The 12,172-nt window shown below is 67.5% G+C and carries 9 protein-coding genes and 1 tRNA gene; 4 read left to right on the top strand and 6 right to left on the bottom strand.

The window, feature by feature from the left end; translation table 11 throughout:
- Positions 1–263: 263 nt before the first annotated feature.
- Both SRU_RS04885 and SRU_RS04880 read left to right on the top strand, forming a co-directional pair.
- Positions 264–1,451, top strand: a complete 1,188-nt coding sequence (locus SRU_RS04885; protein WP_011403685.1) for a CNNM domain-containing protein — start codon at positions 264–266, stop codon at positions 1,449–1,451.
- Positions 1,452–1,482: 31 nt separating this feature from the next.
- Complete coding sequence (locus SRU_RS04880; RefSeq protein WP_011403684.1) at positions 1,483–2,958, top strand: UDP-N-acetylmuramate--L-alanine ligase; 1,476 nt, start codon at positions 1,483–1,485, stop codon at positions 2,956–2,958.
- Position 2,959: 1 nt separating this feature from the next.
- Here the strand turns inward: SRU_RS04880 and SRU_RS04875 are convergent, their stop codons facing one another.
- Positions 2,960–4,030, bottom strand: a complete 1,071-nt coding sequence (locus tag SRU_RS04875; RefSeq protein WP_011403683.1) for a cobalamin-independent methionine synthase II family protein — start codon at positions 4,028–4,030, stop codon at positions 2,960–2,962.
- 135 nt (positions 4,031–4,165) lie between these two features.
- Here SRU_RS04875 and SRU_RS04870 point away from each other — a divergent pair, with 135 nt between their 5' ends.
- Together SRU_RS04870 and SRU_RS04865 are read left to right on the top strand one after the other, a co-directional pair.
- A complete protein-coding gene (locus SRU_RS04870) occupies positions 4,166–4,972 on the top strand; it encodes a helical backbone metal receptor (protein WP_011403682.1) in 807 nt (268 codons plus the stop codon).
- Positions 4,973–5,037: 65 nt separating this feature from the next.
- Entirely contained in the window at positions 5,038–6,258 is a 1,221-nt protein-coding gene (locus tag SRU_RS04865; protein WP_011403681.1) for a dipeptidase, read from the top strand.
- Positions 6,259–6,295: 37 nt separating this feature from the next.
- Here SRU_RS04865 and SRU_RS04860 read toward each other — a convergent pair whose 3' ends face one another.
- The 5 genes from SRU_RS04860 to atpA form a co-directional block, all read right to left on the bottom strand.
- The gene (locus SRU_RS04860; protein ID WP_011403680.1) at positions 6,296–7,561 is read right to left on the bottom strand and encodes an ATP-dependent DNA helicase; all 1,266 of its coding nucleotides are present in this window, start codon (positions 7,559–7,561) and stop codon (positions 6,296–6,298) included.
- A gap of 64 nt (positions 7,562–7,625) precedes the next feature.
- Positions 7,626–9,092, bottom strand: coding sequence for an NAD(P)H-binding protein (locus SRU_RS04855; RefSeq protein WP_011403679.1), 1,467 nt, complete (start codon positions 9,090–9,092; stop codon positions 7,626–7,628).
- Positions 9,093–9,200: 108 nt separating this feature from the next.
- Positions 9,201–9,290, bottom strand: a tRNA-Ser gene (locus SRU_RS04850).
- 91 nt (positions 9,291–9,381) lie between these two features.
- The gene (atpG, locus tag SRU_RS04845; RefSeq protein ID WP_011403678.1) at positions 9,382–10,308 is read right to left on the bottom strand and encodes an ATP synthase F1 subunit gamma; all 927 of its coding nucleotides are present in this window, start codon (positions 10,306–10,308) and stop codon (positions 9,382–9,384) included.
- A gap of 152 nt (positions 10,309–10,460) precedes the next feature.
- Positions 10,461–12,116 carry a F0F1 ATP synthase subunit alpha gene (gene atpA, locus SRU_RS04840; protein ID WP_011403677.1) on the bottom strand — a complete coding sequence of 552 codons (1,656 nt, stop codon included), beginning with the start codon at positions 12,114–12,116 and terminating at the stop codon, positions 10,461–10,463.
- Between the last annotated feature and the right edge of the window lie 56 nt (positions 12,117–12,172).

The following is a 12,172-nucleotide window of genomic DNA, read 5'->3' as shown; positions in this document are numbered from 1 at the left end:
CCGGCTCGACCCGGACGAACGCGTGAAAATCTCGTGTTGCATCCGCATTGCCGCCGGGCGGACCCGTCGCCCACCGGGGGCCTTCGGCCTCGAGTCCACCGCCTCGGCCCCGCCCAAGAAACCGAAAGAACCCATCCGCATTTATGAGGGGTCCGTTTGCAGCACGACCTGAAAAGCGTCCCGGGCACTCTGCGGGCGCCCGGATGGGTTCCCCCGTTCGGGCCTGTCCCCCTGACTGTTCTTGAGCTCTCCGCTGATCGCGAATGGGATTACTTCTCCTCTACGTTGCACTGGCGATCGGGGTCTCTTTCCTGTGCTCCGTGATGGAGGCCGTCTTGCTGAGCGTGACGCCCTCGTACGTGGCGGCACTGGAGCGCGAGGGGAGCACGGTCGGCAAGCGGCTGCACCAGTTCAAGGAGAACGTCGACCGCCCGCTGGCGGCCATCCTGAGCCTCAACACGATCGCCCATACCGTGGGCGCGGCCGGCGTGGGCGCGCAGGCGGCCGTCGTCTTTGGGGAGGCCTATACCGGCATCGTCGCGGGCGTCCTCACCCTTCTGATTCTCGTTCTCTCGGAAATCATTCCGAAGACCCTCGGGGCCGTCTATTGGAGAACGCTCACCCCGGCACTCGTTCGCCTCCTCACGGCGACGATCATCGTGATGTGGCCCCTCGTGAAGCTGTCGCAGGGGCTGACGTACCTGCTCTCGCAGGACGAGGACGAGGCGGCCTTCAGCCGCGAGGAGTTCACGGCGATGGCCGAGCTCGGGGAGGAGGAGGGCGTCTTTGAGGAAAAGGAGTCCCGCATCCTGCGGAACCTCTTCCGCTTCAACTCCCTGCGGGTAAAGGACGTGATGACCCCCCGCACCGTCATCTTCCAGATGCCGGAGCACAGGACGATCGGCGACGTGGTGGAGGAGCACGACGAGTTTCGGTTCTCCCGAATTCCGGTCTACGACGACGACCCGGACGACATTACCGGCTACGTGCTCAAGGACGAGATGCTCCTCCGGGCCGCCCAGGAGGAGTTCGACGTCTCCCTCTCGGAGATCTCTCGTGACATTCTGGTGGTGCACGAGACCCTGGCCCTGCCCGACCTGCTGGAGCGCCTGCTCGACCGCCTGGAGCACATTGCGCTCGTGGTGGACGAATACGGCGGCGTGGCGGGGGTTGTCACGATGGAGGACGTGGTCGAAACGCTCCTCGGGCTTGAGATCGTGGACGAGGCCGACTCCGTGGAGGACATGCAGGCCCTCGCCCGCAAGCAGTGGTTCAAGCGCGCCCGCGAGCTGGGAATGGTCTCCGACGAGGCGCTGGAGGCCCCCACCAACGCCGAGGCCGAGGCGTCCAGCGAGACCGTCCTGGAGTCCGATACCACCGCCGAGACGGAGTCGCAGGTGGCCGCCGAGATGGCGCGGCGGTCCTCGTCGGAGTCCCCATCGGACGAGTAGTTGCCCCAACCCGTCTACGATGTAGCGCCGTATGCCTCGTCCCATCGACGACCTGCCGGACGCGTCGCTCCGGCAGTTTTCGCGTCCCGACGTGCCGCCGCCCGCCCAGATCGAAGAGGTCCACCTCATTGGCATCTGTGGGACGGGCATGGGGGCCCTGGCCGGCCTCTTCCACCAGGCCGGGCTCGACGTTCGGGGGAGCGACGACGGGGTGTACCCGCCCATGAGCACCCATCTCGCCGAGCGGGGCATTCCGGTCCACGACGGCTATTCCACGTCGCACCTCGTGCCCCCTCCCGACCTGACGGTCGTCGGCAACGCCTGCACGCCGACCCATCCGGAGGCCGCGCACGCCCGCGAGGAGCGCCTTCCGCAGCAGTCGTTTCCGGAGGCCCTCGCCCATCATTTCCTTCGGGAGCGGCGCCCCCTCGTCGTGGCCGGCACGCACGGGAAAACCACCACCACGGGCCTGCTCGTGCACCTGCTCCGGCACGCCGGCGTCGACCCCGGGTTTCTTGTCGGCGGGGTCATGGAGGACACGGAGCAGAGCTACGCGCTGGGCTCGGATGCCCCCTTCGTGGTGGAGGGCGACGAGTACGACAGTGCGTACTTCGACAAGCAGCCCAAGTTTTTGCACTATCGCCCGCAGTCGGCCATCGTCACCTCCCTGGAGTTCGACCACGCGGACATCTTTGTCGACCGGGACGACTATCGAGGGGCCTTCGAGGAGTTCGTCGGCCGCCTGCCCCGCGACGGGCAACTGGCCCTTTGTGGCGACGCCCCCGCCGTGCGGGCCCTCGCCGACCACACCCGGGCCCCGGTCCGGACCTACGGGCTCGCCCCTTCAAACGACATTCGCGCCGAGGCCCTGACGCCCACGGGCAGCGGCCTGTCGTTCACCCTGCGCATGGGCCGGCACCGTGAGGAGGTACGCCTCCCCCTCCCGGGGCGGCACAACGTGCAAAACGCGCTGGCGGCCGCCCTGCTCGCCCGTCGAGAAGGCGTGTCCCCCTCCACCATTGCGGCGGGGCTCGCCTCGTTCGGGGGCATGAAGCGGCGCCAGCAGGTGCGCGGCCGCCCCAACGACGTGCTCGTGGTCGACGACTTTGCGCACCACCCCACCGCCGTGGCGGCCACCGTGGAGGCCCTCCGGGCGGCCCATCCGGACCGGCGGCTCGTCGCCATCTTCGAGCCCCGGTCCAACACGAGCCGGCGCACACGCTTTGAGGCCGCCTACGGGACCGCCTTTGACGCCGCCGACCGCGTGTTTTTGAAGGCCCCGCCGGTGCGCCACAACGACGACGCCGACGCGATGCTCGACCCGACGGCCGTGGCCCACACGATCCGCGACCGCGGCGTCCCCGCCGAGGTGTTCGAGGACGTCGACGCCGTGCTCCCCACTCTTACAGACACGCTGCAGCCCGGCGACGTGGCCCTCCTCATGAGCAACGGCCGCTTCGGCGGCCTGCCCGAGCGCCTGCCCGACGCGCTGGCGCAATCGGAATGAGCTATTCCGGAAGCCCGAGCGTCTGCCGTGCCCGCCTCGTCCCCTCCACCCGCGCCTCGATCTTGTCGAACGCGGTGCGTCGGGCCGTGGACCGGTCGTCCCCGAACGGCGAAAAGCCACAGTCATCGGTGGTCCCGAGCCGCTCCGGCGAAAGGTGCTCCGCCGCCCGTAAAATCGTGTCGCGCACCTCCTCGGGCGACTCCACACGAGGATCGTTCACGTCCGTCACGCCGAGGAAGATCGTCTGGTCGTCCGTGCTGTGCTCGCGCACAACGTCGAGCACGCGCGCCGGCTCGTCCTCGCTGGCGAACTGCATGTAGAAGCGGCCTACGTTTAGGTCGAAAAGCAGGGGCAGAAGCTCCGCGTAGTCCACGTCGGCGCTGTGGGTGGAGTCCTTGTCGCCCCCCGGACAGGTGTGCACGCCGATTCGCTGGCGCGCCTCGTCGGAGAAGCGGTCGAGGACGCGGTTGTTGAGCGCCACAAACTCGCGGAGCAATCCCTTCGAGGGATCGAGCTTCACCGCGAGCCGGCCCTCCGTAAAGTCCATCTGGACGGCGTGCGCCCCGGCGTCGAGGCACCGGCGAATGTCGGCCTCCACCTCGTCGACCAGGTCCTCCAGAAACGCCGCGCGCGCGTACCCGTCGAGGCCGTCGTCCGGGTAGAGGAAACTGAGCGCCGAGGCCGATATGACACTCTGCTTCACCGGCACACTCGCGTAGGCCTGGGCCCGCTCCAGGTACTCTGCTGCGTAGGTCTGGTAGCGGAAGGGGCCTGCGGTGAGGCGGGGCAGGGTGCGGGTGTGTCCCGCCTCGAACGGAATCTCGACCCCGCCGGGCTCGACGTTGTCGGCCCCCTCAATCGGGTAGGTCAGAAAGCTGGGCTTGGCCTGCTCCCCATCCGTGATGACGGGCGAGCCGGTGTCCTCGAACGCGCCGATGGTGGCCCGCAGGGCCCGGTCGGCAATCTGATTGAGGGCCTCTTGGCTCAGGTCGCCCCGTCGGTACGCCTTCAGGCCCTCGATGACCTCTTCGGGGCGGGGAATGCTGCCGATGGGCTCGGTGGGAAGGGACATGGGGGGTGCGATTTGAAAGGGAGGATGCGGGCCGACCACACGCCCCAGCCCCCGAAACGATTCTTCTCTGCAGGAATCAACCCGGCTCAGGCCGTCGTTTTACGGCATCCAGCCTTCTCATAGTCCAGTCTTCCAATGCCTACCGCCACCGACGCCCGCGGCCACACCGTCACACTCGACCACCGGCCCCGCCGGATCCTCTCCCTGGTGCCCAGCCAGACGGAACTGCTGGCGCATCTGGACCTGGCGGACGAGGTCGTCGGCATCACCCGCTTCTGTGAGCGGCCCGAACACTGGCGCTCGGAAAAGGCCATCGTCGGCGGCACGAAGCAGGTCGACTTCGACACCGTCCGCGACCTGGACCCGGACCTCGTTCTCGCCAACCACGAGGAGAACACGGCCGAGGACGTCGAGACGCTCGATGAAATTGCGCCGGTGTTCGTCACGGAGGTGAAGACCGTTGAGGACGCCCTCGGAATGATCCGCACGGTGGGCACACTCACGGAGACGTCCGACCAAACCTCCACCCTGGTCGGCAAGATTATTTCGCGCTTCGAGTCCCTGCCCGATTTTACGTCCCTCCGCGCCGCCTATCTCATCTGGCGCGACCCCTACATGACCATCGGGAATGATACGTTCATCCACGACGTGATGCACTGGGGCGGCCTCGAAAACGCCTACGGCGATCAGACCCGGTACCCGGACGTGACGATCGCCGACCTTGCCGAGCAGGACCTGGACGTCGTCCTCTGTTCCAGCGAGCCCTTTCCCTTCCACGAAAAGGACGCCTTCACGGCCGACCTCCGCGAGGCCCTCCCCGACACGTCGGTCGAGATCGTGGACGGCCAGCCGTTCTCGTGGTACGGCCCGCGGCTTCTCGACACCCCGTCGTACCTGAAAACCCTGCGCGAGCGCCTGCCTACCCCTGCGCCGCGCAGGTGACCCCCCGCTTCGGCCTGCCCCCGCCCTCTCTTTGGAGGATCTCTCTCCACCGCCCTGTCTTCGTTATGCCGGCCCCGACCTCTTCTTTGATCGTTGGCTCCTTCGTGCTTCTTCTGATGGGGAGCGGGGTCTCTCAGGCACAGCCCGCCGCGTCGATCGAGGCCCGGGCCGACAGCCTCGTCCAGGCCTCCCTCCTCGTGGACGGCCACGTCGACCTGCCCTACCGCCTGAATGACTTCTACGAAAACCCGGCCGACTCCACGGTGGGGGGCGACGTCGACTACCCGCGGGCCCGGGCCGGCGGCCTCGACGCGCCCTTCATGTCCATCTACATTCCCCCGTACCTGCAGAGCAACCCCGCCGCCGCGACGAACCGGGCCGACGCGCTCATCGACCTGGTAGAGAAGATCGCGACGGATCACCCGACCGAGTTTGCACTGGCGACCTCGCCGAACGAGGTGCGGCAGATTGCCACGACGGAGGCCGTGGCCCTCCCCCTGGGCATGGAAAACGGCGCCGGCCTCGGCGGCGAACTCGACAACGTGGAGCACTTCTACGACCGCGGCATCCGGTACATCACCCTCACGCACGGCGCACACAACCGACTCGGGGATTCGTCCTACGACGACGCCGAGCCGCGGTGGAATGGATTGAGTCCGTTCGGGGAGCAGGTGGTCGCGGAAATGAACCGGCTCGGCATCATGGTGGATGTCTCCCACGTCACCGACGCGACGGCCCTGGATGCCATCGAGCAGTCCGACGCGCCGGTCATCGCCTCCCACTCGTCCTGCCGCCACTTTACGCCCGGCTGGGAACGCAACGTGAGTGACGAACTCATCGAAGGGATCGCCGACACCGGCGGCGTCGTGATGATCACGTTCGGCTCCTCCTTCCTCCGCAACGCGTATCGGGACCGGGACGCCCCCATCCGCGACGCCATGAATGCGCACATCGACTCGATGGGCTGGGCGGAGGACTCGCGCGAGGCGGTCGTTTACGAACAACAGACGCGCCGCGAGCACCCGATCGGCACCGTGCAGGACGTGGCCGACCACATCGACCACGCCGTGGGCCTCGTGGGCACCGAGCACGTGGGCCTTGGCTCCGACTTTGACGGCGTCTTTGCGCTGCCGGAGGGCCTGCAGGACGCCTCGGGCTACCCGGCCCTCGTCGCGGAGCTCCTCCGGCGCGGCTACTCGGACCCAGCGATTCAGCAGATCCTCGGGGCGAACCTGCTCCGCGTCTGGACGGAGGTGGAGGCCACCGCGGAGCGGCGTTCCGAGTGAGGACGTATCGTTCCGGGCCCGAGGCCCCTCTGGCTTTTCACACCAGCAGTGCAAGCCGCCGGGACGGACGCGTGACGGCCACGTAGAGGAGGGCCCCCCGCTCCTCGCCCCGGCACACGCGCAGGTCGCGGTGGTCCACGAACACGGTGTCGTAGGTGGAGCCCTGCGCCCGGTGCACGGTCGTGGCGTACGCGTAGTCGACGCGGGCGAAGCGCTCGCGGAGTTCGAAAAACCGGTCCCACTTGGACGGGTCGTCCTCGGCCTTGCCGCGCCGGCGTTCCAGCGCATTCTCGTATCGCTCCCGCTCCTCCTCGTGCAACACGTGAATCGTGCGCGTGAGGCCGCGCCCCGGCGTGCGGATCTTCAGTTCCCAAACGGTCCACTCGCTCTGGTCGTCGGCCTCGAACGTTTCCACCTGGGCCTTCTTAACGCGCACCTCTTCGCTGTTGGTCAGCCGCTGTACGCCATCGTAGTACCAGGTTTCGGTGCCGACCAGCCACTCCCCCTCCACGAACCGATCCGCGTCGGCCCCGTACCGTTCGGCGCGGATCTCGCGGTTGTAGCGGCGCACCGTCTTGTTGCGGTAGGCGAGCACACGGGCATGGGTCGCGTCCTCCGCGAACGCGTCGGCGTCGAAGGCCCTCAGGATGCTGTCCAGAAATTCCTCCCGGTTGCGCGTGACGGCCACCCCCTTCCCGTCCTCGAAGGTGCTCCCGAAGCGGCCGTCGGCCCCGGTGCGGATCTTGGTCGCGAGCTCGAGGATCGGATTGTCGGCCGCCTGGCGGTGGATGGTTTCCAGGGTGGGGCCCGGCACGTCGAGCGCGGGCGACGGATCCTCGTTCACCGGGGGCAGCTGCGCCGGATCGCCCACGAAGAGCCACTGCACCCAGAAGGGCGCATCCTGAATGTGCGACCACTCTTCGCGGCCAATCATGGACGCCTCGTCGACGATCACGACCCCCTCGGCGAAGTTGCGTTCCTCCTCCGCCACCAGCTCATACTCCCCGTCCTGTTTCGGCTGCAGTCGGAGGCCCAGGAAGGAGTGGAGCGTCTGCATCTGCACGGGGGCGTCGCCGAGCTCGTCGCTCAGCACCTGTACTGCTTTGTGGGTCGGGGCGCAGACGGTCACTGTGCAGTCCTCGTCTAGGAGCTGCTCCACGAGGCGGCTCACGAGGTACGTTTTCCCGGTGCCTGCGTATCCGCGCAGTCCCGTAAACCGCTCGCCCTGCGCGAGGCGATCGTAGACGTGATCGTACGCCTCTTCCTGGTCCTCGGTAAACGGCGCGTCGGCAAAAGTAGACATCGAGGGGCAAAACGGCCCGACCGGATCGGGCGGAACAGGGTTCGTGAGGCAGAGCAGGCGCGACCTACGAGGAGGGGCCGTGGAGGGCGGACGAAACGGAGGGCGTTTCGGACTGTCGTTGCGTGAGGCGCTCCAGGTGTTGCCGGAAGCCCCACATCACCACGAGGTGGGCCAGGGCCTGCGTGCTGTTGTAGACGTACCACGGCAGCCGGGGCGAGAAGTCGTGGATGGCAGCCAGAACGGCCTCCCCCCCCAGCACCTGCCGAAATTCGAGCCGCCCGGACCGCTCGCCGTCGCCCTGTGCCAGCAGCCCGCCGGTCACGAAGAAGAGCTGTCGCCCTTCGGGGCTGCGGTCGGCCGCAAACCGGAGCTTGAGGAGGGTGCCGATGGGGCGCAGCTCGAAGTGCGCGACCCGCCCGTGCTCCACGTGCACCTGAAGCATCGGCCACCCCAGGCGGGGCAGCCATCGCAGGTACTCGTCGGCCACGTCCCGCGCCGTAAACTCCGGGGGGCACGGCATGCGCTGCACCGAACGGACCACACTCTGGTCGCGGATGACGGCGTCTTCTTGCTCCCGAAGATCATCTCGCGGATTGGGGAGCGGATGGCCGCGTGCGTCCACGGAGGCCTCCAGGGCCCCCTCAAACGACAGGGCGTCGTTCTGGAGCCACCGGTGCATCTCGTTCGGCTGCACGCGCGTCTGGAACCGCAGGCTGTCGATCACGGGCGTCACGAGGGCCCAGGGCACGCTTCCGAAGAGCCAGACCCAGAGCTTCGAGAGGCGGGGCGACTCCATCGGCACCGTCGTGGTTCGGCGCCGGAGCCCCAGCACGTCGGCGGTGCGCAGCAGCATCTCGCGGTAGCTCATTGCCTCAGGCCCTCCCACGTCGTAGGTGGCCTCGTACGTCTCCGGGTTGCCCAGGCTTTTTTCCAGCCCCCGCACCACGTCCCGGAGGGCAATGGGCTGGGTCTCGGCCCGGGTCCAAGACGGCAGGACCATGACGGGGAGGCGTCGGACCAGATTGAGCAGCATGCTCAGCCACGTGCCGCCCGCCCCTACGATCAGCCCGGCCCGGAGCGTCGTCAGCGGAACGGACGTGGAGCCGAGGACCTCCTCCATCTCGAGCCGGCGGCGGAGGGGCGACGGCAGGGGGCTTTTGTCCTCGGGGATGAGCGCCCCGAGGTACAGAATCTGGTCGACGCCTTCCGCTTCGGCCGCCCGTGCAAAGTTGTCGGCCTGCAGGAGATCGAGGTCGGCCACCTGGCCCTGCGTGAGCCGGGCCGACGGGAGCATGGAGTGGACGAGGTAGATGGCGTAGTCGGCCCCCTCCAGCCCGTCCTGCACCGCGTAGGGGTCGAAGAGGTCGGCGTGCCGCCACTCCTCGGCGGAGGCCGGGCCCGCGTTCGCCCGGGCCCGCACCGGCGACCGCGTGAGCCCCACCACGTCGTACGCGTCCCGCAGCGCGTCCCGCAACGCCGTGCCCACAAAGCCCGTGGCTCCGGCGATGGCGACGGTGGGACAGCTGGACATAGACTCGGCCATCAGGGAGAGTCGTCGTGAGGGGCAAGCCCACGCAGAACGCGGAAGGCCCGAAAAAGAAAAGGCCCGTCCCGACAGGATCGGGACCGGCGCGGACGGCGGAGAGGGGGGGATTCGAACCCCCGAAACGGCTCATCACCGTTTACTCCCTTAGCAGGGGAGCGCCTTCGACCGCTCGGCCACCTCTCCGTCTTCTGGTCTTGTGGTATGTTGCGCCGCGGACAGTGTTGCACGGGCGCGACGCCCCCGCCGCGGACGGGTGCTCTGCCCAATCTGGGTTCTACCCGGATTCTTCGAGGGCCTCCGCCCCACTGGTAATGTCCAGCAGCTCACGGGTAATGGCGCTCTGCCGGGCCCGGTTGTACTCAAGGGTCAGGTCCTCGATCAGCTCCTCGGCGTTGGAGGTCGCATTGTCCATCGCCACCATCCGCGCGCCCTGCTCGGCTGCGTTCGATTCGAGAAGCGCCCGCCACACCTGGTAGTACAGGTAGCGGGGCACGAGCTCATCGAGCAACGTAGGGGCCCCCGGCTCGAAGATGTAGTCGATGGCCCGGCCGTTCTCCGGGAGGGCAAAGCCATCGGCCTCTTCCTCCATCACCGGCGTCTCGAACCGCTCCTCCGGAATGGGTAGCAGGGGTTCTACGATCTGGTTCTGGACGATGGTGTTCTTGAACTCGTTGTAGACGAGTTTCACCTCGCCCCAGATGCCGCGTTCGAAGCCTTCCACCGCGTCCTCCACGACCTGTTGGGCCACGTCGAAGTTGAGGCCGTCAAAAACGCCTTTGTAATCACCGACGAGGCGGTAGTCCCGCTTCTGAAAGTGCTTGTGCCCCTTTTTTCCGACACACAGCATGAACAGGTCGTCCGCCGACTGCGTCTCCGCGTAGGTGGTCTCGATCAGGTGCTCCGCGGTGTTGATGGCGTCGCTGTTGAAGGACCCGCAGAGCCCACGGTCGGCCGTGATCACGATCACCAGGGCCCCGGAGGCCTCTTCGGGCGCCTGGAAGAAGGGGTGGGCCGTGGGGTCGAGCTCCTGCTTGAGGTGGTTGGTGAGCTCCCCAATCTTGTACGCGTAGGGCCGCGCCCGGAAGATCTTCTCTTGGGCCCGCCGCAGCTTCGCCGCCGCCACCATCTTCATGGCCCGGGTCACCTGCTTGGTGTTCTCGATCGAGTCGATCCGGTTCCGAATGTCGCGAAGGTTCGCCATGGATCAGGCAGGGGGGTCGTCGTACAGGAGTGGGAATGGGGACGGCCGACAGGCAGTGGAGGAAGCACGGACGCCTCGTTTGAGGCCGCCCCGATCGGTTCGCCGGGGGCTGATCGAGCCGCGCCGCCGCGCAGCGGGGCCTCGGTGAGGGGTTACGCCGTCGCGCCTTCGTCGGCGAGCACATCTTCCTCTTCCTCCTCTTCGTCCTCGGCGTAGACGTCGGCCATGTCCGCAGCGACCTCCTCGAAGACCTCTTCGGCCGCGTCGGTAAGCTCTTCGGTCTCGCGGATCTCGGTCAGCACATCTTCGTGGCGGAGGCGGAGGCGCTCCAGGTACTCCTCCTCGAAGTCCTCGATGTCGTCGACCGGCACATCGTCGAGGTGGCCGTTGATGGCCGCGTAGATGATGGCGACCTGCTCCTCCACCGGCACCGGCGAGAACTGGTCCTGGTTCAGAATCTCGACGAGCCGCTCCCCGCGGTTGAGCTGCTGCTGCGTGGAGGGGTCGAGGTCGGACCCAAACTTGGCGAAGGCCTCCAGTTCGCGGTACTGCGAAAGGTCGATCCGGAGCGTGCTTGCGACATCCTTCATGGCGTCGATCTGCGCCGAGCCGCCGACGCGCGAGACCGAGTTTCCCACGTCGATGGCCGGCCGGATGCCGGAGTTGAAGAGGTCGGTCTCCAGGTAAATCTGGCCGTCGGTAATCGAAATGACGTTCGTCGGGATGTAGGCGGACACGTCGCCGGCCTGTGTCTCAATGACCGGCAGCGCCGTGAGCGACCCCCCGCCTTGCACCTTGTCCTGGAGCGCGTCGGGGAGGCCGTTCATCTGCGTGGCCACCTCCTCGTCGCTGATGATTTTGGCGGCCCGCTCGAGCAGGCGGCTGTGGAGGTAGAAGATGTCGCCCGGGTAGGCCTCGCGGCCGGGCGGGCGACGCAGCAGGAGCGAGAGCTCCCGGTAGGCGACGGCCTGCTTCGAGAGGTCGTCGAAGCACACGAGCGAGTCCCGCCCCGTGTCGCGGAAGTACTCGCCGATGCAGGCCCCGGCAAACGGAGCGACGTACTGCAGGGGCGTCGGCATGGAGGCCGAGGCGTTGACGATCACCGTGTGCTCCAGCGCCCCGTTGCGCTCCAGGTCGCGCTGCACCTGCGCCACCGTCGAGTCCTTCTGCCCCACCGCCACGTAGACACAGTAGACGGGATCGCCGCTGTCCGTACCCTCCTGGTGGGTCTTCTTCTGGTTGATAATCGTGTCGGTCAGGACCGCCGTCTTTCCGGTCTGGCGGTCCCCGATGACCAGCTCACGCTGGCCGCGCCCGACCGGGATCATCGAGTCGATGGCCTTGATGCCCGTCTGCAGGGGCTCCTCGACCGGCTCCCGGTAAATGACGCCGGGCGCCTTTCGCTCCAGCGGGAGCACCGTCTTCTCGCCCTCGATGGGCCCCTTGCCGTCGAGCGGGCGCCCCAGCGGGTCGATGACACGACCCAGCATGTTCTCGTTCACGCCGACCGACGCGATGCGTCCGGTGCGACGCGCCTCGTCGCCCTCACTCACCGCGTCGACGTCGCCGAAGAGAATGACCCCCACGTTGTCCTCTTCGAGATTCAGGACCATGCCCTCCACGTCCTGCTCGGGAAACTCCACGAGCTCGCTGGCCTGGGCGTTGCTCAGGCCGTAAAGGGTTGCGATGCCGTCACCGGCCTCCAGCACGGTCCCGGCCTCGTACTCCTCCGCCTCGGTTTCAAAATCGCCAAGTTCGCGACGGAGAATGTCGGTGACCTCGTCGGGTCGGATACTACCGTTGGACATGGAAGGATCGAGAGATCAAGTCGTGAAGAACAAGTGGGACGGCGGCGGGCCGCGGA

The organism is Salinibacter ruber DSM 13855, from assembly GCF_000013045.1.
Lineage (GTDB): Bacteria > Bacteroidota > Rhodothermia > Rhodothermales > Salinibacteraceae > Salinibacter > Salinibacter ruber.
The sequence above is the reverse complement of the archived record's forward strand: the minus strand, read 5'-3'. Positions and strand labels throughout refer to the sequence as shown.